Annotated in this window: 17 protein-coding genes and 1 pseudogene; 10 read left to right on the plus strand and 8 right to left on the minus strand. The window is 74.4% G+C overall.

Annotated features, from left to right (window positions below):
- Positions 1 to 10 precede the first annotated feature (10 nt).
- Positions 11 to 448 (minus strand): roadblock/LC7 domain-containing protein, encoded by a 438-nt coding sequence (locus ACZ4YL_RS13330; protein ID WP_030016314.1) that lies wholly within the window; start codon positions 446 to 448, stop codon positions 11 to 13.
- The gene (locus tag ACZ4YL_RS13335; RefSeq protein WP_468116322.1) at positions 445 to 3,276 is read right to left on the minus strand and encodes a sensor histidine kinase; all 2,832 of its coding nucleotides are present in this window, start codon (positions 3,274 to 3,276) and stop codon (positions 445 to 447) included. Before ACZ4YL_RS13335 ends, ACZ4YL_RS13330 begins: the two co-directional genes overlap by 4 nt.
- A 429-nt stretch (positions 3,277 to 3,705) precedes the next feature.
- On the opposite strand from ACZ4YL_RS13335, the gene ACZ4YL_RS13340 reads away from it, so the two are divergent.
- Positions 3,706 to 4,164, plus strand: coding sequence for a hypothetical protein (locus ACZ4YL_RS13340; protein ID WP_468116324.1), 459 nt, complete (start codon positions 3,706 to 3,708; stop codon positions 4,162 to 4,164).
- A gap of 26 nt (positions 4,165 to 4,190) precedes the next feature.
- Here ACZ4YL_RS13340 and ACZ4YL_RS13345 read toward each other — a convergent pair whose 3' ends face one another.
- The 3 genes from ACZ4YL_RS13345 to ACZ4YL_RS13355 all read right to left on the minus strand — a co-directional run bounded on the left by ACZ4YL_RS13345 (position 4,191) and on the right by ACZ4YL_RS13355 (position 11,715).
- Complete coding sequence (locus tag ACZ4YL_RS13345; protein ID WP_468116326.1) at positions 4,191 to 8,927, minus strand: hypothetical protein; 4,737 nt, start codon at positions 8,925 to 8,927, stop codon at positions 4,191 to 4,193.
- Between the two features lie 75 nt (positions 8,928 to 9,002).
- A complete protein-coding gene (locus ACZ4YL_RS13350; protein WP_468116328.1) occupies positions 9,003 to 9,905 on the minus strand; it encodes a hypothetical protein in 903 nt (300 codons plus the stop codon).
- Positions 9,906 to 10,209: 304 nt separating this feature from the next.
- The gene (locus ACZ4YL_RS13355; RefSeq protein WP_468116330.1) at positions 10,210 to 11,715 is read right to left on the minus strand and encodes a hypothetical protein; all 1,506 of its coding nucleotides are present in this window, start codon (positions 11,713 to 11,715) and stop codon (positions 10,210 to 10,212) included.
- A 99-nt stretch (positions 11,716 to 11,814) separates the two neighbouring features.
- Here ACZ4YL_RS13355 and ACZ4YL_RS13360 point away from each other — a divergent pair, with 99 nt between their 5' ends.
- The 4 genes and pseudogenes from ACZ4YL_RS13360 to ACZ4YL_RS13375 all read left to right on the plus strand — a co-directional run.
- The gene (locus tag ACZ4YL_RS13360; RefSeq protein ID WP_351162368.1) at positions 11,815 to 12,609 is read left to right on the plus strand and encodes a LamB/YcsF family protein; all 795 of its coding nucleotides are present in this window, start codon (positions 11,815 to 11,817) and stop codon (positions 12,607 to 12,609) included.
- Positions 12,606 to 13,229: a 5-oxoprolinase subunit B family protein gene (locus tag ACZ4YL_RS13365; protein WP_468116332.1), complete on the plus strand. Its 624-nt coding sequence runs from the start codon at positions 12,606 to 12,608 to the stop codon at positions 13,227 to 13,229. Before ACZ4YL_RS13360 ends, ACZ4YL_RS13365 begins: the two co-directional genes overlap by 4 nt.
- On the plus strand, positions 13,222 to 14,091 hold the full coding sequence (locus ACZ4YL_RS13370) for a 5-oxoprolinase subunit C family protein (protein ID WP_468116334.1): 870 nt from the start codon (positions 13,222 to 13,224) through the stop codon (positions 14,089 to 14,091). The genes ACZ4YL_RS13365 and ACZ4YL_RS13370 overlap by 8 nt, the downstream gene beginning before the upstream one ends.
- Before the next feature lie 161 nt (positions 14,092 to 14,252).
- A pseudogene (locus ACZ4YL_RS13375) lies at positions 14,253 to 14,300 on the plus strand (hypothetical protein); the annotation flags it as partial.
- Between the two features lie 146 nt (positions 14,301 to 14,446).
- On the opposite strand, the gene ACZ4YL_RS13380 reads toward ACZ4YL_RS13375, so the two are convergent.
- Positions 14,447 to 15,844, minus strand: a complete 1,398-nt coding sequence (locus ACZ4YL_RS13380) for a HEAT repeat domain-containing protein (RefSeq protein ID WP_468116336.1) — start codon at positions 15,842 to 15,844, stop codon at positions 14,447 to 14,449.
- A gap of 336 nt (positions 15,845 to 16,180) precedes the next feature.
- On the minus strand, positions 16,181 to 16,603 hold the full coding sequence (locus ACZ4YL_RS13385) for an ankyrin repeat domain-containing protein (protein ID WP_351162379.1): 423 nt from the start codon (positions 16,601 to 16,603) through the stop codon (positions 16,181 to 16,183).
- A gap of 328 nt (positions 16,604 to 16,931) precedes the next feature.
- Between ACZ4YL_RS13385 and ACZ4YL_RS13390 the strand changes: the two genes are divergently transcribed.
- Positions 16,932 to 17,126 (plus strand): hypothetical protein, encoded by a 195-nt coding sequence (locus ACZ4YL_RS13390; protein ID WP_007262923.1) that lies wholly within the window; start codon positions 16,932 to 16,934, stop codon positions 17,124 to 17,126.
- Positions 17,127 to 17,195: 69 nt separating this feature from the next.
- On the plus strand, positions 17,196 to 18,827 hold the full coding sequence (locus tag ACZ4YL_RS13395) for a hypothetical protein (RefSeq protein ID WP_468116339.1): 1,632 nt from the start codon (positions 17,196 to 17,198) through the stop codon (positions 18,825 to 18,827).
- Between the two features lie 177 nt (positions 18,828 to 19,004).
- On the opposite strand, the gene ACZ4YL_RS13400 is transcribed toward ACZ4YL_RS13395, so the two are convergent.
- Entirely contained in the window at positions 19,005 to 20,507 is a 1,503-nt protein-coding gene (locus ACZ4YL_RS13400) for an SCO1417 family PLP biosynthesis transcription factor (RefSeq protein ID WP_468116341.1), read from the minus strand.
- 225 nt (positions 20,508 to 20,732) lie between these two features.
- Here ACZ4YL_RS13400 and ACZ4YL_RS13405 point away from each other — a divergent pair, with 225 nt between their 5' ends.
- From ACZ4YL_RS13405 to ACZ4YL_RS13415, 3 genes are all read left to right on the plus strand, one after another.
- The gene (locus ACZ4YL_RS13405) at positions 20,733 to 21,503 is read left to right on the plus strand and encodes a glycerophosphodiester phosphodiesterase family protein (protein WP_468116343.1); all 771 of its coding nucleotides are present in this window, start codon (positions 20,733 to 20,735) and stop codon (positions 21,501 to 21,503) included.
- Between the two features lie 66 nt (positions 21,504 to 21,569).
- Positions 21,570 to 22,988, plus strand: coding sequence for an MFS transporter (locus tag ACZ4YL_RS13410; protein WP_468116345.1), 1,419 nt, complete (start codon positions 21,570 to 21,572; stop codon positions 22,986 to 22,988).
- A gap of 313 nt (positions 22,989 to 23,301) precedes the next feature.
- Positions 23,302 to 23,676 (plus strand): RNA polymerase-binding protein RbpA, encoded by a 375-nt coding sequence (locus tag ACZ4YL_RS13415; protein ID WP_007262928.1) that lies wholly within the window; start codon positions 23,302 to 23,304, stop codon positions 23,674 to 23,676.
- Positions 23,677 to 23,787: the final 111 nt, after the last annotated feature.

The following is a 23,787-nucleotide window of genomic DNA, read 5'->3' on the forward strand; positions in this document are numbered from 1 at the left end:
GCCTTACGACTCACCCTCCGGCTGGCAGCCCGGTGCGCGGGGCGGTCGCCAGGTGGTCGCCGACGCGCTTGACCATCAGCGTCATCTCGTACGCCACCTGGCCGACGTCGGAGTCGGCGTCGGCCAGGACGGCCAGGCAGCTGCCGTCGCCCGCGGCCATGACGAAGAGGAAGGCCTCGTCGAGTTCGACCACGGTCTGGCGGACCCGGCCGGAGTCGAAGTGGCGGCCGACGCCCTTGGCCAGGCTGTGGAAGCCGGAGGCGACCGCCGCCAGGTGCTCGCTGTCCTCGCGGGTCAGGTCCTTGGAGCTGCCGGTGGGCAGGCCGTCGCCGGAGAGGACCACCGCCTTGCGGATGGAGCCGACCCGGTCGACGAGCTCGTCGAGGAGCCAGTTGAGCGGGCCGGAGCCGCGGCCCCTGGTGTCGTTGCCGGTCTGCGGTGCGGTCATCGACCGTCCCCTTCGTTCTCGTTCGCGGGACCGTCGGCGGCGGATGTGCCTGCCTCGGTCTCGGACTTCTGCTGTGCGTGCTGGTTGCGGCCCGCCGTCCAGCCACGCTGGAGTGCGGACATGCGCGTACGTACGTCATCCGCGTCGCGGTCGGCCGCCTGGTCGGGGGCGGCTTCGGCGGGGGCGGCGGACGGGGACTTCTTGAGCTGGGGCGCCAGGCTGGCCTGGCGGACCCGGCGGGGCAGCCCGCCGATGCCGGGGCCGGGTGCGGCGGCCCCGGCATCGGATCCAGGATCGGATCCGGCCGTGGAGGCCGGGGAGGGCTGTGGGACCACGGACACCGGGCGGGGCTCCACCCGGCGGCCGTGCTCGGCGACCAGAGTCGGGGCCGGGCGCCGCCGCGGCAGCGGTACGGCGCCCTGGGAGCGGGGGCCGTCCGGACGCGGGGTCTCCACGCGCTGGGTGTCCAGCCGGACCGGGCCGGTGGGCGCGAGCGACTCGCGGTCGCGGTCGCCCTTGCGGGAGCCGCCGCGGTCCGCGTGCCGGTCGGTGTGCGGCCGGTCCGCCGGGCGCAGGCCCAGGAGGGCGCTGCGCGGGATGCCGTTCGGCGGGGTCTCGTCGTCGAGCGTCGCCATGACCGGGCGGCCGGGGGCGCCGATGCGGCTCGTGATCGCCGTGGGGGCGTCGTCGAGCGCGGCGGGGTCGCCGAGGCCGTCCAGCCGGTCCAGGCCGCCGGCCGGGAGCGGGGCCTCCAGCTCGACCGGTCCGCGCAGTTCGGCCGCGGGCAGCTGGCGGCCGGAGTGTGCGCGCTCCATGGCGGCGGGGGTGGGACGCTCGGACCCGGAGCGGCCGAGGTGGCCGGCCTTGTCGGACCTGAGGGGCTTGGCGGCGGCGCGGGCGCCGTCGAACCGCGCGCCCGCGCCGTTGGTCTCGGGAGCCTCGGTCAGCAGGGCCGCGGGGAGGAAGAGCACCGCGGTGGTGCCTCCGTACGGGCTGGGCTGGAGGACGACCTTGACGCTGTGGCGCTGTGCGAGGCGGCTGACGACGAACAGGCCGAGGCGGTCGGTGTCGGAGAGCTCGAACTCGGGGGTCTCGGCGAGCCGGAGGTTCGCGTCGAGCAGCGCTTCCGGGGTCATGCCGAGGCCGCGGTCGTGGATCTCCAGGGTGAAGCCGTTGGCGACGCGCTCGCCGTGCACCTGGACCGCGGTGTGCGGCGGCGAGAACACGGTGGCGTTCTCCAGGAGTTCGGCGATGAGGTGGGTGATGTCGGCGACGGCCGGGCCGACGATGCCCAGGCGCGTGAGCCGGCGCACCTCGATGCGCTCGTAGTCCTCGACCTCGGCGACGGCGGCGCGTACGACGTCCATCAGCTGGACGGGCTTGCGCCACTGGCGGGAGGGCGCGGCGCCGGAGAGGATCACGAGGCCTTCGGCGTGCCGGCGCATGCGGGTGGTCATGTGGTCGAGGCGGAAGAGGTCGGCCAGTTCCTCGGTGTCCTCGGTACGGCGTTCCATGGTGTCGAGGAGGGTCAGCTGGCGGTGCAGCAGCACCTGGTTGCGGCGGGCCAGGTTGACGAACACCTCGGAGACGCCGCGGCGCAGGTCGGCCTGCTTGACGGCGGCCTCGACGGCGGCGCGCTGGAGGGTGTTGAGGGCCTGGCCGACCTGGCCGACCTCGTCCTTCTCGTATTCGAGGTGGGGTGCCTCGGTCTCCACGTCCACGTGCTCGCCCGCGGCGAGGCGGCGCATCACGCCGGGCAGCCGGACGCCGGAGGCCTCGTGGGCCTCCTTGCGCAGCCGGGACAGGTCGCGGACGAGGTCGCGGCCGATGCGTACGGACAGGACCAGGGACACGGTCAGGGCGAGGAAGCCGAGGATGCCGGCGGCGGCGGCCTGGACCATGACGTCCATGGCGACGGGCTCGATGCGCTCCTGGTAGCGGTTGCCGGCGTCGGTGTTCATGCCGGCCAGGTCTTCGAGGACCTTGGTGGAGGCCTCGTCCCACTGGGCGGCGGTGACGCTGCGCGGCTTGTTGACGGCGCCGCCGGCTATGAAGCGTTCCTCGGCGTCGCGCAGGGGCTGGGTCGCGGGGTCCTTCCAGAACTTCTCGAAGCGCTCCCGGTCGTCGGCGGGGAGGGTCACGAGGTTGAACTCGTAGAGCAGGCCGCGGTTGGCGGCGAAGTCGGAGACGTGGCGGACGTCGGGAGCGGTGACGTTGCGCGCGGCGAGGGCGGAGGCGATGACGGCGTCCTCGCGGGAGAGCAGTTCGCGGGCGCGGCTGATGCCCACGAGGGCGCGGCCTTCCTTGTCCACCTCCACGTTGTCCAGGCCGTGGAGGTTCATGAGGAAGTCGTAGCAGGGGTCGACCAGCCGGTTGTAGAGATCCAGGGCCTGCGTGGGGTCCAGGGCGTTCTGGTCGACGGAGCGGCGCATGGTGCCGATGCCCTGGAAGGCGGCGACGATCGAGCGCAGGCGCTGGGCGCTCTGCGGGCTCAGCTCGTCGATGACCTTGGCGTCGCGGGCGCTGACGCTGATCTGCTCGACGGCCAGGTCGGTTTCGGCGCGGCGCTTGGTGAGTTCGGCCGTGGCGGTGGCGGCCCGGGGGTCACCGAGGACGACCAGGGTCTGGCGCCGTTCCTTCTGGATGACGCGGACGACGTCCTCTACGGGGTAGCCGACCTTGTCGATGATGTAGGCCACGTCGAAGAGTTGGACGGCCTCACGGCCGGTGATGACTGTCGCGAAGCCCCAGAGGGCGGTCAGGGAGACGAGCGGCACAAGGAGCAACGCCACGATCTTCCGGCGGATGGACTTCCCGCGAAAGCGCATGGCCTCCCCAGCCTCCCCCAGGTCAACCCCGTTGCCGGGGGTCGGTGTTCCGTCATTTAAACGGCGTGAGCCTACTACTGCTGCGGGGCAGGTTCGAAGGCGTGTCCGGACGTTTTCGGCCTGACCCCGGGAGGAAGATCACCAGTTGTCCGACACTTCCGGTCAACTGTGGCCCGATATGTGGCAGATGACACTTGGTGGGGCGTCGGTTCCCGCGACTCGATGGATGGCTGGAATTGTTCGTTCCGCGATCATTCCGGCCCGTGAAGGTATCCGCGATCCGGGAATCTCTCGGCACCGCCGAACGTCTGTCTGTTCGAGGGGGCACGTCGCAGCGGACGTGAGGGGTGGATGGACGTGGTGGGCAGACGTGGCAAGTAGGCAGGGCGAGCAGGCATGACGGACCGCGCGTTGGGGAGTGAGCGGACCATGAGCAGTGACGAGGGCGGCGGTGTGAGCGCGGGCCTGGGTGCCGGTGCGGCCGGGCGGGGACTGTGGGTCGAGGAGCCGGCCCGGCGGCGCCGGATGCCGGATTCGGTACGGACCTCCGCGGTGCGGGCGGTGCTGATCGTGGCCGTGACCCTGACACAGGCGACGATCACGTTCTTCCTGACCCTGACCGGGTCCTGGCTGGCCCTCCCGATGGGGCTCGGCGCGATAGCGGGGACGATCGTGGCCACCTGGGGCGTGCTGGACGTGTGGATCACCCGGCAGACCTGGAACCAGCGGTACGGGGTCCTGTCGGAGCCGAGCAGCACGGCACGCAGCCGCCGCCGGGAGGCCCGTCGGGCGGCCCGGGCGGCCCGGGAGGCCCGGAAGGCCGCCGCGGGCCGAATACCCCGCGAGGACGGCCCTCTGACGGCCTCCGGCCGCTACTCCGCGCGCTGACGCCCTCGTACCGGCGCCCCCGCGCGTCAGGAAACGCCGCTGCGGCGGAACATGCGGGTCGCCGTGATCTCGCCGTGGATGGCCTCCGTCTCCGCGGACTGCTGCGGCAGCCCCGGGCGCAGGTGCTCCTCGACGCTGATGTACTTCAGGCCCGCCCGCAGGTCCGCGTCGTTGCGCAGGCGGATCACCAGCGGGAACTCGGCGAGGGCCGTGGTGTCGAACAGGCCGGTCGTGTAGAGCAGCTGGACGCCCAGCGCGTCGGAGACGGCCCGCTGGAGCTCCAGCAGGTACGTGGCGTTGGCGCGGCCGATCGGGTTGTCGAGGAACAGCGTGCCCGCGTGCCGGTGCTTGTCACGGCCGCGGTCGTTGCTCCGCAGCGCCGCCATCGTGCAGTACAGCGCGATCGCGGCGGTCAGCAGCTGCCCGCCGGAGAACACGTCGCCCATCTGCCCCACCGGCACCCGCTCGGCGCGCAGCACCGCGTCCGGCTTGAGGATCTCCACGGAGATGCCCTTGGGCTCCAGGGCCGCCTGGACGCCCCTCAGCAGCAGGGACATGCCGTCACGGCGGCCCTCGCCGAAGGAGGCGCTGCTGTTCTTCTTCACGGCCGCTCGGGTGGCCTCGTCGATGACCTCGCCGAGCCGCTCCGTGAGCGTGGCCTGGTCCGGCTCCTCGAAACGGATCCGCAGGAACTCCTGGCCCGACCATTCGCCGAGGCCCTCGGGGAGCTGCGAGAGCCGCTGCGCGGAGCGGAGCGTGGCCAGGGCCGATTCGACGAGGCCGCGCAGGCGGTCGACGATGCTGTCGCGGTTGCGCTCCAGCTGGGCCAGTTCGTCGGTGAGGACGCGCAGCCGGGGCGCGAAGGCCGCGGCCCAGGCCGCCGCGTGCTCGGGCAGGGCGGAGGCGGGCAGTTCGCGGATCTGCTGGCGCGCGGGGGTGCGTACCTGCTCGTAGCGGGTGGCGTTGGCGTGACGGACCAGGATGTCGCTCGCCTCGCGCACCGCGGACTCGGCGGCCGAGAGGTCGGCCGAGCAGCCGCGCAGGGAGCGGCGGGCCTCGGTGGCGGACTGGCGGGCCTCCTCCAGAGTGCCCGCGTGGGGCACCGGCTCCTGCTCGTCGTCCTGGTGGGTGTGGTCGCGCAGCAGGTCCCGGAGCATCGCCGCGGTCTCGTCGAAGCCGCCGGCGCCGTCCTCGGCGGTGCGGTGGGCACGCAGCAGGTCCGCGTGGGCGGCCCGGGCGCTCTCCACGGCCGCGCTGTGGGCGGCGAGCTGGGCGGTGGCCGTACGCAGCAGGGCCTGGGCCTGTTCGACGTCCTCGGGGACGAGATCCTCGGGGAGTTCGGTGTGCGCCTCCCCCTCGGTGGGAGCGTGCCGTTCGGCCTCGCCGCGCAGCCGGCCGAGCTGCTCGCTGGCGGTGGACGCGCGGGTCTCCAGCATCTGCACGAGGGACTCGGCGCGGGCGGCCGCGGCCTGCCGGGAGGGGCCGTCGGCACCGTCGGTGCCTTCGAGGAGCTGGGCGGCCCGGGTACGGACCTTGTTGGTGAGGCGGTCGAGCTCGGCCAGGGCGGCGCTCTCGTCGCTCTCGGCGCGGGCCTGTTCGGCGCGCAGGTCGGCGCCGACGCCGACCTTCTCGTAGAGCTGGGAGGCCGCGCGGTAGGACTCGCGCAGGTCGGGCAGCGGCGCCCGGGGGCCGTCACCGTCGCTGTCGGGCAGCTGGTCGGGGGCGCCGGCGATCTCGGCGCGTTCCGCGCGCAGGGCGCGGGCGGTGCGGCGGGCGTCGTCGGCGGCGCGCTGGGCGGCGCGGCGGTCCTCGTCGGCGGCGCGGGCCCGGTCCAGGCACACCTCGGCGCGGGCCTCGGACTCGGCGGCGTCGTCGGCGAGTTCGCGGAGCTTGGCCTGCCAGCCGGCGCGCTCGCGCAGCCGGAAGGCGAGCCCGGCGAGGGCGTCGGCGGCGCGGCGGGCGCGCTGGGCGGCGTCCTGGCGCTCTTCGCGGACCCGGGCCGCGTCGGCGGCGGCCTCGTCGGCCTCGGCGCGTACGGTACGGGCCTCCGCGAGCTCGGCGTCGGTCTCCTCGGCGAACATCCGGGCGGCGGCCGCCGCTTCCGCGAGTTCGGTGAGGCGGCCGGGCGGGCAGCCGGTGCGCCAGGAGCCGAGGCGGGCGGCGAGCTCGCGGTCACCGCCCAGGCGGGCCGCGAGGTCGCGGATCTCGGTGTCGCGGGCGGCGGCGCGGGCGCGCAGCGCCTGGCGCTCCTCGTCGGCGGCGTGCTCGTCGTGCATGGCCGGGTTCGGCGGTACGAGGAACACCCCGGAGTCGTCTCCGGCGTCGGCCGGCGGCAGGGGGGCCAGCAGGGCGGCGGCCGTGCCGACGGCGACGGTGGAGCGGGGCAGCAGGGCGGCGCCGGAGAGCACCTCGCGGGCCCGGCCGTGGGTGTCGGGGTCGGTGATGACGACGCCGTCGACGAGTTCGGGGCGGGCGGCGAGGACGGCGGCGTGGTCGGCGGGGTCCACGGACTGGGCGAGGTAGCGCCAGCCGGGGAGGGCGGGAATGCCGTGCTCGCCGAGGTACTCCACGGTGGCCAGGACGTCCGGGCCGGGCGGCAGCAGGCCGCCGTCGCCGAGGGCGCCGAGGATGCGGGCGTCGTCGGCGGCCGCGGTGCGCAGCTCGAAGAGCTGGCGTTCGGCCGCGGCGACCCCGTCGGTGAGCAGGGTGCGCAGGTCATCGGCGTTGCGGTCGAGGTCGGCGACGGTGAGCCCGCCGCCTGCGGCGGCTTCGGGGCGGCCGGCGGGACCGGCCGGGGCCGGACCGTGCGCGGCGGATCCGTGCGCGGTCCCGGCCGACGCGGCCTGCGCGCCGGAGCCCGCGAGGGCGCCGGAGGTACCGCTCTGCGTGCGCGGGTGGGGAAGGAAGGAGGCGGGGACCGACGGGAGCCCCAGCAGCTCGGCCAGGCGCGGGGCGGTGGCGAGGGAGGCCGCGGCCCGGTGCTCCGCGTCGTGGGCGGCCTCGGCCGCGTCGGCGGCGTCCGCCGCGCGGGCGGCGGTGAGCTCGGCGCGGGATTCCGCGGCGGCGGCCTCGCGGGCGGCCTCGGCGGTGGCGCGGGCCGCTTCCCGGGACTCGTCCCAGGCGGCCACGGCGGTCTTCTCGGCGTCGGTGGCGGCGAGGGCCGCGCGGGCCGGGTCGGCGTCGGGGGCGGTGTCGTCGAGCCAGCCGGCGCGGACGGCCTCGGCGGTCTCCTGCTGGACCTCGGCCAGCCGCGAGCGCAGGTGCTCGGCCTCGCTGCGGGCCCGCTGGGCGGCCGTGGCGGCGGCGGTGGCGTCGCGGTGGGCGTCCTCGCCGGTGGCCTGGAGGGCTGCGGAACGCTCCTCCTCCTCGTTTGCGAGCCGCTCGCCGTGCTCGGCGGCGGTGTGCAGGGCGCGGACGAGCTCACCGGCGGCGGTGGCGCGGGCGGCCAGGGCCGGGGCGGCGTCCCGCTCGGCCTCCAGGATCGCGGCGGCGACCCGCGCGGAGCGGTCGGACGCGGCGCGGTGGCGCAGCACGTTCTCGGCGGCCTGCCACGCGGAGTGCAGGGTCCGGGCTTCGAGGAGTTCGCGGCGCTGGGCCGCGGCGGCCTTGTCGGCGACGGTCAGGGCCAGCGAGGCGTGCCGGTAGGCGAGTTCGGCGGAGACGGCGGCGCTGCGGGTGCGGGCGGACTCGGCGGCGGTGACCTGGTGGGCGGCGCCGGTGACCTGCTGGGCGAGGTCGGCGGCCCGGCCGCGCTCCTCGGCGGCGCGGGCGGACAGCCGCCGGGCGAGGGTGCGCGTACGGCGTTCCGCGCCCGCGTGCACGTCGCGCAGCCGGGAGCGGGCTCCTGCGGCCTCGACGATGCGGGTGAGCAGGTCCACCGAGCCTGCGGTGAAGTCCCGTTCGGCCATGAGCTCGGCGCGGCGGCCGAGCTTGTTGCCGAAGCCGTGGACGAGGTCGGCGAGGCCGTCCGTGTCGCGCGTGTCGGTGACGGCGCGCAGCAGGAGGTCGGTGAAGTCGGAGTCCTTCTTGACCGCGAAGAGGCCGGCCGCCTCGCCCTCGTCGGCGTTCATCTCGCGCTGGTAGCGGAAGAGTTCGGGGTCGAGGCCGAGTTCGGTGAGGTGCTCGTTCCAGCGGTCGTGGATCTCCTCGAAGTACACCTCCAGGTGCGGGTACGCCTTGCCCGCCTCGGTGAGGGAGTCGCGGAAGCCCTTCATCGTGCGGCGGCGGCCCTGCGCCCCGGAGGCGCCTTCGACGGGCGGGCGCACGGAGGTCGCCTCGGCGACGGGCAGGCTGTCGAGGCTCAGGCCGGGGCCGGGGCGGAAGGAGTACCAGGCCTCCGCGAACTTGCGCGGGTCGTTGGAGACCTGGCGGCCGCGCCATTCGCTGACCTTGCCGACGACCACGCACTCGCCGGTCTGGGTGTGCTGCCACTCCAGGGCGACGTGGCCGCAGTCGTCGGCGAGCAGGAACTTGCGCAGGACGCCGGAGCTGGCGCCGCCGAGGGTGTTGCGGTGGCCGGGGAGCATCACCGAGAAGATCAGCTTGAGGAGGACGGACTTGCCGCCGCCGTTCTCCAGGAAGAGCACCCCGGCGGGCGCGGGCCGGCGCGGCGGGCCGGTGGGCTCGTCCTCGAAGAATTCCGCCTGGGTCGGCGCCGGGTGGGGCACCGGCTCGCCGACTCCGCGCAGGTCGAGCACGGTGTCGGCGTAGCGCGCACCGGCGGGCCCGATGGAGTAGAGGCGGATCCGGGACAGCTCGTACATGGCGGCGGACTCTCGTGGTGTCTTGGTGAGGCAGGACGTACGGGGTTCGGGGCGCGGGCCGCGGGGCCCGGGGGCTCAGGCGTGGAACGGGAGCCCGGCGTCGGCGGCCAGTTCCAGGTCGTCGCCCTCGGGCGGCGGCAGCAGGGTGGCGGAGCCGTCGCTGACGGGGACCACGCCGAGCTCCAGGAGCTCGGCCATCGCCGCGCTGCCCGCCATGTCACGGACCTGGAGCTGGTAGCGGGGGGTGGTGCGGTAGGTGCCGCCGGCCTCGTCCCCGGTGCGCTGGAGGAAGCCGGAGTCGGTGAGGAAGGCGGCCGCCTTGCCGACGATGCCGGTGGTGGAGCCCGCGAGGCGGCGGGCGTCCTTGGTGGCGCCGGTCGCGCTGCGGCGGGCGTAGACGCGCCAGGCGGCCTCCAGGCCGGGGGCGTCGGAGGCCGGGTCGGTGTTCTCGCCGAGCTCCTCGGCGCGCTCCTCCAGGCGGCGGCAGGTCTGCCGGACGAAGGCGTCGACGCCGTTGACGGTGATGCGGCCGATGTAGCCGTCGTCGGCGAGGTCCTCGGGGCGCGGGAAGGCCAGGGCGGCCACGGCGAGGTGCGCGAGGCCGTGCAGGAAGCGGTCGGCGGAGTCGGCGGCGGTGCGGCGGGCGTAGTCGCCCATCCGGACGGCGAAGACGGAGTCCTCACCGGCGGCCACGGCCATGCCGGCGCGCGGGGACACCTCCAGGACGACGAGGCCGAGGCCGGTGGCGACGGCGTCGGCGAGCCGGCCGAAGGCGGGGTCCTCGCGGTAGCGGCGGAGCAGCTCCGCGTACTCGGCGTCCCGGGCGGGGAGCAGCTTGGGCTGCAGCCCGAAGGCGACGAGCCGGGCCGCGTCGGCGGCGTCGGCGGGGGTCACCGGCGCGGCGGCCTGGACCGGAGCGGCCGGGGCCGTCTGCACGGGCTCGCTCCACGCGGGGTGCTCGGCGTGGTGGTCGCTCACGGGTGGGTCTCCTCGGCGGTGCGGGTCGTTCGGGCGGTACGGGGTTCGCTGCGTGGCGGTTCGGCAGCGGTCGGCCCCGGCCCATTCGCGAGAGTGCGGGCGCGGCGACCTGTCGGGGGCTCCGGCCGATTAAGCCTCGTCGGCGTTTGAGCAGGGGGCACCTCCCAGCGGTAGCTGGGGGAGGGTCCGGGCAGAGCCTGGTGCCCGGCGGAGCCGGGTTTCCCGGGGCTCCGCCCCAGACCCCGCGCCTCGAACGCCGACGGGGCTGAATATGGCCGGCGCGGCAGCGCAGCCGCGTGCACGGTCACGACGCCTCCGCGCGGTCGGCCGCCATGCCGGCGGCGTCCAGGAGGGCGGTGCCGACGATGAGGTCGGCGCCGCCGAACTCGGGGTCGTCGAGCTGCGTGCCGTCGTCGACCGCGAAGAGGAGCCGCTCCTCCCCCTGCCGGTAGGCCGTGCCGACGGCCGGGCTCGCCGCGTGGACGGCCAGCAGGGCCACCAGATACGGCAGTTCCGGATCGCTGCGACGGGCCTGTGCCAGGAGCCCGGACAGCCGCCGCGGGGCGTCGTGCGGGAGGTCCAGCAGCTCCATCGCGGTGGCGAGCTGCTCCTCGCTGAAGCGGCTGTCGTCCGGGGTGGCGATGAGGTCCGGTTCGGGCATCTCCGCGCCGAGGTGCTCGCGCTCCACCGGCGGGGTGAGCAGGATCTCGACCAGGTCGGCCACCCGCACCGAGACGGGCGTGCGCAGCCCCGCGCCGGAGGCGAAGAAGGCGGCGGTCACCCGGCTCGCCTGCTCCAGGGGGAGCGGCAGGAGCGGGGCGACGAGCTGGCCGTACAGGTCGATGCCGGAGCGGGGTGCCGGGGCGGCGAAGGCCTGGCGGTCCTGTTCGGCGCGGAACAGCGGGCCGGCGTCCAGCAGCCGGGACTGGAGCTGCGTGTGCCGGCGGATGCAGTCCTTGACGATGTCGACGAGTTCGGCCGCGCGCCGCTTGTTCTCCGGTTCCTCCGCCTCGTCGCGCGCCTTGCGGATGTTCGTCAGGATCGCGTTCTCGTGGCGGTAGCGGTCGGCGACGTGGTCCAGGGCCTCGGCGATCATGTCGGGCACGGCCTGGAGCCAGTCCACCGCCCGGACGTTGCGGCGCGTCGCGTCCAGCGTGCGGCGCAGGGTCTCGGCGTACTGGACCGTCCGGTAGCGGGCCTGCTCGGCGGCGAGCTGGGCGTCGGCCAGCCGGCCGCGGCTGATCAGCACCTCCAGCTTGACCTCGGCGGCGATCTGGGCGCTGGTGACGTCCGTGTCGAGGGCGCCGACCAGGACGTTGACGGCCTCGTCGGTGGTGCGCAGGTAGACCACGCCGCCGTAGCCGGGGACCTCTTCGATCAGCTTGAAGTCGTAGTCCCGGCGCACGTAGACGCCGTCGGGGCCGAAGGTGCCGTAGATCGCGCGGAAACCGCGGTCCACGCTGCCGACGTTGATCAGGTTCTCCAGCACCCAGCGGGCCACCCGCTCGTGCTCGGCCGCCGGGCGGGCGGGGGCCTGGGCCGCGACGCGGGGCAGCAGCCTGGCCACTATCTGCTCGTGGTCGGCGCCCGTGTCGAAGTCCATGTTGAGCGTGACCAGGTCGATCGCGGCCAGCGCGACCTCCGCCATCGCGTAGACCCCGTACTCGCCGGCCAGATTGGCCTTGCGCACGTCGAGGTCGTGGAGCGGGGCGGTGCAGGCGAGGGCGCGCAGCCGCCGGGCCAGGCCCTCGTCGGCGGCCGGGCCCGGCGCCGGGGACGGAAGGGTCTTCGCCGGGGCGGGGAGAGTCACGGACAAAGACTAGGTCCTGTTACTGACAACATCCCAAACGGCATGGTTCGGCCGGATCGTCCCGGCGTCCGGTCCGGCCGCCTGCTCTACGCTCGGCGCATGGATTCCATGATCGCATCCGTTCCCGTGATCGACCTCAACGCCGACCTCGGCGAGGGCTTCGGGCGCTGGACGCTCACCGACGACGAGGCCCTGCTCTCCGTCGTCACGAGCGCCAATGTGGCCTGCGGCTTCCACGCCGGTGACCCGTCCATCATGCGCCGCGTCTGCGAGCTGGCCGCGGAGCGGGGCGTGCGGATCGGCGCGCAGGTGTCCTACCGCGATCTTGCCGGCTTCGGGCGGCGCTCCATGGACGTGCCGCCCGGTGAGCTCGCCGACGAGGTGGCCTATCAGATCGGGGCGCTGGAGGTGTTCGCGCGTGCGGCCGGCTCCCGGGTGTCGTACGTGAAACCGCACGGCGCGCTCTACAACCGGACCGTGCACGACGCGGGCCAGGCCGCCGCCGTGGTCGCGGGCGTCCGGCTGGCGGCCGGGTCCGGTGCCACCGGGGGCCTGCCGGTGCTGGGGCTGCCCGGGTCGCTGCTGCTCGCCGCGGCCGGGGAGGCCGGGCTGGCTCCCGTACCGGAGGCCTTCGCCGACCGCGCCTACACGCCGGCCGGGACGCTGGTCCCGCGCGGCGAGCCGGATGCCGTGCTGCACGATCCGGAGGCGGTCGTGGCGCGGGCCGTCCGGATGGCGGCCGAGGGGGCGGTGACGGCGGCCGACGGGTCGCCGGTCCGGGTGGCCGCGCGCTCGCTGTGCCTGCACGGGGACACCCCGGGGGCGGCCGGGCTCGCCCGCCGGGTCCGGGAGGCACTGGGCGCGGCCGGGGTCCGGGTGGAGGCCTTCGCGTGAGGACCCTGGTGGTGGGTGGTGAGGCGCTGCTGATCGAACTGGACTCGGCGGACGAGGTCGCCGCGCTCCACGCCGAGCTGCTGCGCCGCCGGGAGGCGGGCGAGCTGGGGCCCGTACGGGACCTCGTGCCGGCCGCGCGGACCGTGCTGCTCGACGGCGTACGGGACCCGGCGGCGCTCGGTGCCCGGATCGCGCGGTGGGAGGTGCCGCCGCTCGCGCCGGCCCAGGGGCCGCAGGTCACCGTCCCGGTGCGGTTCGACGGCCCGGACCTGGTGGAGGTGGCCCGGCTGTGGGGGGTCGCCCCGCGGGAGGTTCCGGGGATCGTCGGCGCGACCGTCTTCCGGGTGGCCTTCTGCGGTTTCGCGCCGGGCTTCGGCTACCTGACGGGGCTGCCGGAGCACTTCCACGTCCCCCGCCGCGAGACACCCCGTACGGCCGTCCCGGCGGGCTCGCTCGCGCTGGCCGGGGAGTACGCGGGGGTGTACCCGCGCTCCTCCCCCGGCGGCTGGCAGCTGATCGGCTCCACGGACGCGGTGCTGTGGGACCCGCGGCGCGAACCGGCGGCGCTCTTCGCGCCCGGGGTCCGGGTGCGGTTCACGGAGGGGGACGGCCGTGGCTGAGGGGCTGCTGGTGGTGCGGCCGGGGGCGCTGACGACGGTCCAGGACCGGGGGCGCCCGGGGTACGCGCATCTGGGGGTCCCGCGCTCGGGAGCCCTCGACACGGCGGCGTACGCGCTGGCCAACCGGCTCGTCGGCAACGCGCCGGACGCGGCGGCACTGGAGACGACCCTGGACGGGGTCGGGCTGCGGGCCCTGGCTGCGACCACCGTGGCGGTCACGGGCGCGCCCTGTCCGGTACGGATCTCCGGTCGCCCGGTGGCCTGGGGAGCGCCGGTCCGGCTCCCGGCGGGGGCGGAGCTGGAGGTGGGCCGGGCGGAGTCGGGAGTGCGCGGCTACGTCGCGGTGCGGGGAGGCCTGACCGTCCCGCAGGTCCTGGGCAGTCGCTCCACGGACCTGCTGTCCGGGCTGGGGCCGCCGGTCCTGTCGGCCGGGATGCTGCTGCCGGTGGGCCCGCCGGGCCCGGATCCGGCCCCCGGGGCGGATGCCTGCGGCCTGCCCGGGCCGCCTTCGGAGCTGCTGCTCCCGCTGCGGCTGGGGCCGCGGGCGGACTGGTTCACGGGGGCCTCGCTGGCCTGGCTGTGGCGGGAGGCGTTCCGGGTGTCGGCGAGGTCGAACCGGATCGGGCTGCGCACGGAGGCGGGCCCCGCGCTGGTCCGCGCCCGGGCGGGCGAGCTGCCGAGCGAGGGCATGGTGCTGGGCGCGGTCCAGGTGCCGCCGGACGGACTGCCGGTGGTGTTCCTGGCCGATCACCCGGTGACGGGCGGCTACCCGGTGGTGGGCGTGGTCCCGCCGGGCCCGGCCCTGGACGCGGCGGCGCAGGCCCGGCCGGGCGTGCCGGTCAGGTTCGTGAGGTCCCGGTGAAACGTTCGGGGCGGTTGCGGCCAAGTACCGGGTGAGGGGGCCGACCGGGCCCGCCGAGGCAGGGGAGGTTCCGGGTGCGCAGCCCACGACAGGAGTCCGGGCCGCCGGATCTCACCACGCACGAGGGATTCGGTGCGTTCTACGAGGAACACATCGACGCTGTGCTCGGCTTCGTCACGCGCCGGGTCGCCGATCCGCACCTGGCGGCCGATCTGACGGCGGACATCTTCCTCGCGGCGATGGGCTCGGCCAAGGGGTACCGCCACTCCGCGGCCGCAGGCCGTCACAGCACTCGGCCCGGCCCCCTCTTGTCAGGGGGCCGGGCCGAGGTGCGTCGCGGTGCGGGCCGGCGGGGCTACACGGCGGACTCCGGTGCGATCCGGCTCCGGACGGCCGACTGGACGTCTTCCTCCTCCGCCGGATCGGCGGCCAGGCGGCGCAGCCGGGGCGCCACGCGGGCGTCGGCCGTCTCGGCGTGGCGGGCCGCCACCTCGCGGGTGGTCTCCTCGCAGTCCCACAGGCATTCGACGGCGAAGCCCGCCGCGAAGGAGGGGTCGGTGCTGGCCAGGGCCCGTGCGGCCCGGCCGCGCAGGTGGGACGAGGCGGTCTCGCGGTAGACGTGGCGCAGCACGGGGGCCGCGCAGCCGATGGCGAGCCGGCCGGCCCCGTCCACCAGGGCGAACAGGCGCCGGGTGTCCGGGCCCGCACCGCGCACGGTGGAGCGCAGGGCGCCCAGCACCAGGCCCGCGTCCTCGGCTCCGCCGCGGGCGGCCAGGGTGGCCGCGGCGGCCTCGCCGAGCGCGTCGGGGCGGTGGACCCAGCGCCGGGCCCGTTCGACGGCCTCGGGGCCGCACATGCGCTCGTAGGCGGCCACGGCGGGCTCGTCGGCGGCGGCTTCGATGAGGTCCAGCACGGCCGGGTTGTCCGGCTCGGCGAGGACCAGGTGGTGCAGGGCGGTGGCCCGGGCGGCCTCCCCTTCGGCGCCGGCGGCGGCCGCGAGGATGGCGGAGCGGTCCTCGGGCTGGGCCACGGCGGCGAGGCAGCGGGCCGCGGGGACGTGCAGCGGGGTGCCGCGGCGCAGTCCGTCGGCGGCCCAGTCGAAGACGGCCTGGACGCCCCAGCCGGGCCGGGGCCCGCTCGGGGTCATCTGGCGCTGCCAGCGGTCGAAGGAGCCCTGCTGACGGGCGGCGCGCAGGCGCTCCCCGTACTGGGGTGTCTCCTCCCACAGGCACCACGGGCGGGGCTCGTAGGCGTCGCGGACGGCGGCGGCCAGCCGCGCCTCGCCCTCCGCCGTGGCGGGGAAGCGGGCGAGGACGGCCGAGGCCAGGGACCGCAGGCCTTCGTCGTCGTCGCGCAGGGCCAGCTCGTCGAGTGCCCAGGCCCAGTTCGCCCCGGAGGCGGCGTAGCGGCGCAGCAGCATGAGCGCGTCGTCGCGGCCGTAGGAGGCCAGGTGGCCCAGGACGGACAGCGCGAGGCCCGTGCGGTGGTCCTCTTCGTCGACGAGGTCGTCGGCGCTGAAGAGGTGGGCCTCGATCTCGCCCAGGGGACCGGCGAGGTCCAGGTACAGCCGGGCGTAGTACAAGGAGCGGTTCTCGACCTGCCAGTCCTGGCGCGGGTCGCGGAGCACGCACTGGTTGAGGGCCTCGAGGGCCTCCGCCCTGGGTGCCGCGAGTGCGTGCAGCGTGCCGTCGCCACGGCCCCGCTGGAGGAGCCCGAGCAGGGTACCGCTCGGCGCTATGACTGGTTCGAACATGGGAATGGCCTCAAATCAAGCTGGGGACGCAACCGGGAATCGGGATTCACAGGGCCGCGTAACAGCATGTGAGGACGTCCGCCGTCATGTTCCGCTCGATGTAGACCATTGCCTTCTCACTCTCGTCGGTGCTTCGTGATCATGGAGGCCGGGCCGGCCTCGCACACCCTTCGTGTCTCGCTCGCCCGCTTCTGCCCGTCCCCCGTGCTCGCGAATCGAATCCGACGCCATGATGACCCAGGCGGTTTGTGCGCCGCGACCACATTTATGGCCGCCGTGACCAACCTGTGAGCTGGGGATGCATCCGGGCCCGGCCAGATCCCCGGCAAAACCGGACTACTCGGCTCCGAAAAGTTCCAGCAGGTCGGCCTTGGCGAACATGCGCGCCGTGTCCACGGCGGAGGGGGTTCCGGCCTTCGGGTCGGCCCCGCCGGCGAGCAGCGCGCGGATGACGGCCTCCTCGCCCTTGAAGACCGCGCCGGCGAGCGGGGTCTGGCCGCGGTCGTTGGCACGGTCGGCCTCGGCGCCGCGGGCCAGCAGGGCCGACACGGCGTCGGCGTGGCCGTGGTAGGCGGCGAGCATGACCAGGGTGTCGCCGCGGTCGTTGGTGAGGTTCGCCGGGACCCCGGCGTCCAGGTAGGCGGTGAGCGCCTCGGTCTCACCCTGGCGGGCGAGGTCGAAGATCTTGGTGGCCAGCTCGATGACGTCCTCGTCGGGGACGTCCTGGGAACCGGAGCCCTCGGCTGCGCGCTCGCTCATGGTTCGTACCGCCTTTCACTCGTTGCTGACATGGTCCGCCCGCCCGTCACACGTCGAAGACCCGGTCGGGGGCCGGGCGGGCAGGGGGGTGCACGGCGCTGCGTCCGTACGGGTGAATCGCCAGAGTAGCGCCCTGGCCTGCACATGTCCGGGTCGGGCCGAGGCAATGATCACCTTCGGCCCCCTGCGCGCCGGGCACACCAGCCGGGCTGAGCCGGTCAAGTGAAAAACCCCGGAATTCACTCGTATGCACCTTTTGTCGCATTGATACTTCCTGTGAGCCTGGAAGAACTGATGGTGACTGTCCCCACCAACCAGGAGAAACCTCATGGTCCTGTCCATCTCAGGCGTGGTCCTGCTCGGCATCATCTGCTTCCTCTTCTTCAAGAAGGACGGGATGAAGCTGACGCACGCGTTCGTCTGCGCGCTCTTCGGCTTCTTCCTCGCCGGCTCCGCCATCGCCCCGAGCATCACGGCGAGCACGGCGAGCCTCGCGAGCCTGCTCGGCGGGATCAAGCTCTAGCCCGGCCATCAGGCAGCCACACCAGCAGCACCCGGAACACCGTCACACCCACAACTCCAGGAGACGCCCGTGGCCCGGCGCCCACTTCCCCGCATCCTCAGCAGCGGCACCACGTCGCTGGCCCGGGGCCGCGACCTCGCTCGCACGGCCGCCGACAGTGCCACGGACGTCCTCCATCCGCTCCTCGTCATCGGACGCGGCCTGCGCATCCTGGCCGCGGCCGGGCGGCGCCGCTGGTCGCAGACCCCCAAGGACAAGCGCGGTCCCGCGCTGTTCCTCGGAGCCGCCTGCGTCCTGGTGGTCGCACTCGTCCCCTACGGCCCCCTCCTCGCCCTGATCACCCTCATGGCGGCGGCGGCCTGGCACGGACGCGACCGCACCCCGGCGAATACCGGACCCAGCGATGCCGAGACCGAACGGCTCGGCTCCCTCTACGAAGCCCTCGTGCCGTACTTCTCCATCCCGGAAGACCCGAGTCCGCTCTTCGCCCACGGCGGGGACTGGGACAAGGCCTTCAGCGGCTACGAGTTCGACGAGGCGGGCCGCGTCACCCGGCTCCACATCCGCTACCCGGCCTACTTCACGGACGGCGAGGCCACCTCACGGGCCCGGATCGAGGCACTGCTGCACGCCAAGTCCGGGCGCGGACGCGAGTATCTCTTCGACTGGGACGAGGAGGGCAACCAGCTCGACCTGAGGGTGCTGGCGGCGCTGCCGACGGGCATCGCCGCCCAGCCGTTCGTCACCGCCCCCGGCGAGACCGTGCTCGGCTTCACCGACGCCGGCGGCGTGCAGCGCACCCTGCCCGTCCTGGAGGGCGACGAGCCCCGGGACGTGCCTCCGGTGATCTGGCGCACCGGGCCCCGCTCCACCGAGCCCCACCTGCTGGCCGTCGGCCAGCCCGGCAGCGGCACCTCCACCCTGCTGCGCTCCGTCGCCCTGCAGGCCCTGCGGCACGGGGGCGACGTACTGATCGTCGACGGCGGCGGCAGCGGCGAGTACTCCTGCCTGTCCGGCCGCAGCGGCGTACTCGCCGTGGAATGCGGGCCGACCGGGGCGCAGGCCACGCTGGAATGGGCCGCGCAGGAGACCGAACGGCGGCTCATCGCCACCCACCGGGCCCGGGAGGTCGGCCGGCCCGCACCCGAGGACACCCGGCGGCCCCTGTGGATCCTGCTGGACCGGCCGAGCGTGCTGGCCCACCTCTCCGTCGCCGGGGGCGGCCCCGACCCGCTGGCCCAGCTGCAGGTGCCGCTGCGGCACGGACGGCCCGCGCACGTCACCGTGGTGGTGGCCGAGCAGTTCGGGCACCTGGAACTGCTGAACGACGCCGTCTGGCAGCACACCCGCGCCCGCGTCGTGCTCGGGCCCGCCGGGGTCCAGCAGGTCGCCGACGTACTGGGGCTGCCGCCGCACACCACCCCGACGGCCCAGATGCCGCCGGGGCGCGGGTACGCCCGGCTCGGCACCGGGCCCGTGCACCGGCTTCAGGTGCCCGCCACCCCGGACCCGTACGACGAGGCCACGCACCCGGCGTACCGCCAGGCCGTGCTGGAGCTGCTGCCGGGTCGGCTCGCGCCCGGCGGGGGCGGTGGGCGGGACCGGAGCACGCTGAGCAAGCCGCTCCAGGGGCAGCCGCCTGCGCAGGGCTCGGCTCTGGACGCCCCGGAGATCCCGGAGGTGCCGGCCGAGGCTTCGTAGGCCGGTTGCGACGGGGCCGGGCGCGCGCCGGGGCATCTCCTCGGCCGCCGAACGTGGCGAGGGGTCGGAGCGTGCGGGGTGGTTGCGTTCGGCGCCCTGCGGGGACGCCCCGGCACACACCCGACCCCGCCACAACCAGCGGGCAGCGGGTGCGGCGGGTTGCGCGGGTTACGCGGGTTACGCCACGAACGTGCGCGGCGGCTCCGCCCCGCTGCCGCCCGCGCCCGTGCCGACCAGCCGGGCCGCCGCCGCAAGCCGGGAGGCGGCCTCCTCGGCCACCGGCCCGCCCACGGTGAACGGCAGCCGGACGTAGCCCTCGAAGGCCCCGTCCACGCCGAACCTCGGCCCCGAGGGGACCCGTACCCCGACCCGCTCCCCCACCTCGGCCAGCCGCGAGCCGGAGAGCCCGCCCGCGCGGGCCCACAGGGTCAGCCCGCCCTGCGGCACCTGGAACTCCCAGTCCGGCAGCTCGCGGCGGACCGCCGCGACCAGCGCGTCGCGGTTCTCCCGGGCCTGCTCGCGGCGGATCCCGACGGCCTCCTGCCAGCCCCCGGTCCGCATCAGCCAGTTCACCGCTAGCTGTTCCAGCACCGGTGTGCCGAGGTCGGCGTAGGCGCGGGCGGCGACCAGGCTGCGGATCACGTCGGGGGCCGCGCGGACCCAGCCGATCCGCATGCCCGCCCAGAACGCCTTGCTGGCGGAGCCGACCGTGATGACCGTGCTGCCGGCCGGGTCGAAGGAACACACCGGGCGGGGCATCGCCAGGTCGGGGTCCAGCTGGAGCTCCACCATGGTCTCGTCGGCCACCAGGACGGTGCCGGCCGACCGGGCGGCCTCCACCATCGCGCGGCGCTGGTCCTCGGAGGCCAGGGCCCCGGTCGGATTGTGGAAGTCGGCGACCACGTAGGCGAGGCGGGGGGCCGAATCGCGCAGCACCTGCCGCCAGACGTCCATGTCCCAGCCGCTGAGGCCGGCGGCCATGGCGACGGGCACGAGGCGGACCCCGGCGGCACGCATCAGCTGGAGGATGTTGGCGTAGGAGGGGGACTCGACGGCGATCCGCTCCCCGCGCCCGGCGAAGAGGCTGCAGATGGCGTCGATGGCGCCCATGGCGCCGGTGGTGACCATGATCTGCTCGGGCATGGTCGGAATGCCCTGCTCCGTGTAGCGGTCGGCGAGCATCCGGCGCAGCGCGGGCAGGCCCGCCGGGTAGTCCCCGTGGGTGTGCGCGTACGGCGGCAGCTCCTCCAGGGCGCCCTGGACGGCCTTGGTGAGCCACGGTTCCGGGGCCGGGAGCGCGGCGCAGCCGAGGTCGATCATCGAACCGAGGGCCTCGGGCGGCAGCGGCTCCAGGCCCCGGGCGGGCAGCGGGTTCCCGGCGGGGACGGAGGTCCAGCTGCCGGCGCCGCGGCGGGACTCCAGGAATCCCTCGCCCCGCAGGGCCTCGTACGCGGCGGCGACGGTGGTGCGGCTGAGGGAGAGGGCGACGGCCAGTTCCCGCTCGGCGGGCAGCCGGGCGGCGACGGGGACGCGGCCTTCGAGGACGAGCAGGCGGATGCCGTCGGCGAGGGTCCGGTAGGCGGGCAGCTTGCGCGCCCCGGGGACGCCGGGCCGCTCCTGCTGGGAGGTGATGAGGCGGGCGAGCTGTGCGGCACCGACCGCTGAGGTCCATTCGGCCATGCTGTCCGGTCCACCTTCGTCGAATTGGCCTCGCCCGACCCCGGGCGCGGCCGGTATTGGATTGCTTCCGCCCCTACACCCTGTCACGCCGGGGGCCACCTGGACCAGGGGCGGGGGGACGTGAAGGTGTGGCGGTGGGGGCCGGACGGCTGCGGCGGCGCGCCGTTCACCACGCAGCCATCGGGCCGCACCCTCCCCACGGGTAACAAGAGGCATACTGCCGCCGTGACGCACGTACGCCTTCGCCATCCGTATCTGGACCACCCGGCTCCGATCCCCTTCGCGCACCGGGGCGGTGCCGCGGACGGGCTGGAGAACACCGCCGCCGCCTTCCGCCGGGCCGCCGAAGCGGGCTACCGGTACTTCGAGACCGATGTGCACGCCACGGCGGACGGGAAACTCGTCGCCTTCCACGACTCCACGCTGGACCGGGTCACCGACGGCCGGGGCCGGATCGCCGAACTGCCCTGGAAGCGGGTCCGTGAGGCCCGGGTGGGGGGCACCGAGCCGCTGCCGCTCTTCGAGGAGCTGCTGGAGGAGTTCCCGGACGCCCGCTGGAACGTCGACATCAAGGCCGAGTCGGCGCTGCACCCGCTGGTCAACCTGATCGCCCGGGCCGGGATCTGGGACCGGGTCTGCTTGAGCTCCTTCTCGGAGAGCCGGGTGGCCCGCGCCCAGAAGATCGCCGGGCCCCGGCTGGCGACCTCCTACGGCGTACGCGGGGTGCTCGGCCTGCGGCTGCGCTCGTACGCCATTCCCGCGGCGCTGCGCGTGGGCGCGGTGGCGGCGCAGGTTCCGGAGACCCAGGCCGGCATCCGCGTGGTCGACCGCCGGTTCGTACGGACCGCGCACGAGCGGGGACTCCAGGTGCACGTCTGGACCGTGAACGAACCGGAACGTATGGAGGCTCTCCTCGACCTGGGTGTCGATGGCATCATGACCGACCGGATCGACATCTTGCGCACGGTGCTGGACCGGCGCGGGGCCTGGGCCTGACTCGCCCTTCACCCCTCGCCCGGGCCGGAATGCCGCTGCGCACGGGACCAGCGAGGGGGACACCGCATGAGTGCGGAAGAGAGCAGCAGGACCGAGGAAGCGGAACCCGGGGCGGAGGACGGCAGAGCCGCGGCCGCGACGACCGCAAAGGGCGCCGCGACCGCCGCGACCGCCGAGCGCAAGCGCGAGCAGCGGGGCTGGTACTTCTACGACTTCGCCGTCTCGGTCTACTCGGCGAGCGTGCTGACCGTGTTCCTCGGGCCCTACCTGACCGCGGTGGCCAAGGCCGCCGCGGACGCCGAGGGCTTCGTGCACCCGCTGGGCATCCCGGTGCGCGCCGGATCGTTCTTCGCCTACTCCGTCTCGGCGTCGGTGATCCTGGCCGTCCTGCTGATGCCGCTGGTGGGGGCAGTCGCCGACCGGACCGGTCGCAAGAAGCCGCTGCTGGCGGCGGCGGCCTACACGGGCGCGGCGGCGACCGCCGCCATGTTCTTCCTGGGCGGTGAGCGCTATCTGCTGGGCGGTCTGCTGCTCGTCGTGGCGAACGCCTCCCTGTCCGTCTCGATGGTGCTCTACAACGCCTATCTGCCGCAGATCTCCACCCCCGACGAACGGGACACCGTCTCCTCGCGGGGCTGGGCCTTCGGTTACACCGCCGGGTCGGTGATGCTGGTGGTGAACCTGGTGCTCTACATGGGGCACGACTCCTTCGGCCTCTCCGAGGGCATGGCGATCCGGATCTGCCTGGCCTCCGCGGGCCTGTGGTGGGGGGCCTTCGCCCTGATCCCGCTGCGCCGGCTGCGGGACCGGGCCGTGGTGCGGGAGCCGGGGGCGGCTCCGGCCGTCAGTGGCTGGAAGCAGCTCGTCGCCACCCTGAAGGACATGCGGCGCTATCCGCTGACCCTGTCGTTCCTGCTGGCGTACCTGATCTACAACGACGGCGTGCAGACCGTGATCTCCCAGGCCTCCATCTACGGCTCGGAGGAACTGAAGCTGGAGCAGTCCACGCTGATCGGGGCGGTGCTGCTGGTGCAGATCCTGGCGGTGGCGGGCGCCCTGGGCATGGGCCGCCTCGCCCGGATCTACGGAGCCAAGCGGACGATCCTGGGCTCGCTGGCCGCGTGGGCGGTGACGCTGGCGGCCGGATACTTCCTGCCGGCCCGGACCCCGGTGTGGTTCTTCGCGCTCGCCGCGATGATCGGGCTGGTGCTGGGAGGCAGCCAGGCGCTGTCGCGCTCGCTGTTCTCGCACCTGGTGCCGGCGGGCAAGGAGGCCGAGTACTTCTCGGCGTACGAGATGAGCGACCGGGGCCTGAGCTGGGTGGGGCCGCTGGTGTTCGGCCTGACGTACCAGCTCACGGGCAGCTACCGGGACGCGATCATCTCGCTGGTGGTCTTCTTCGCACTGGGATTCGTGCTCCTGGCGCGAGTGCCGGTGCGGCGCGCGGTGGAGGCGGCAGGCAATCCTGTACCGGAGCGGATCTGAGCGTGGGTCCGCGAGTGCGCCCCGCCCGGATCTACGAACGAATTCCGAACGAATTTAGACGTTGAAGCAAAGGGCCGGTAGTGTACGCCTTTGGCCTGCCAGGCGGACCGTTACTGCGCGCTCAAGAAGCATGGACGTTGGGTGACATCTGCTGCCAGATGTGACAAAACGGGCACTGGTGGGTACAACAAGGGGCGGCACGACGGGCGACGCACGACCCGGAGCGGGAATCTATACCGCCGACCGGACGTTGACCGGATGACGACGACAGCGACACCTGTCCTGTGGGCGACAAGCCCGGGAGGCACGATTCATGAGTGAGCGAGCTCTCCGCGGTACGCGCCTCGTGGTTACCAGCTACGAGACGGACCGCGGCATCGATCTGGCCCCGCGCCAGGCGGTGGAGTACGCATGCCAGAACGGACATCGATTTGAGATGCCGTTCTCGGTTGAGGCAGAAATTCCGCCGGAGTGGGAGTGCAAGGCGTGCGGCGCCATGGCACTCCTGGTGGACGGGGATGGGCCCGAAGAGAAGAAGGGCAAGCCTGCGCGAACGCACTGGGACATGCTCATGGAGCGACGCACCCGCGAGGAGCTGGAGGAAGTGCTGGCCGAAAGGCTTGCAGTCCTGCGTTCCGGCGCCATGAACATTGCCGTGCATCCGCGGGACAGCCGCAAGTCCGCCTGACAGCCGGACGGATACACAAGCCGAGGGGCCCCGCCACACAGTGTGTGGCGGGGCCCCTCGGCTTTCCGTGTTCTCTTCGCCCCGCGGGCGGCTCTGCGGGCGCTCTGCGCG

It is taken from the genome of Streptomyces sp. NPDC030021 (assembly GCF_055574035.1).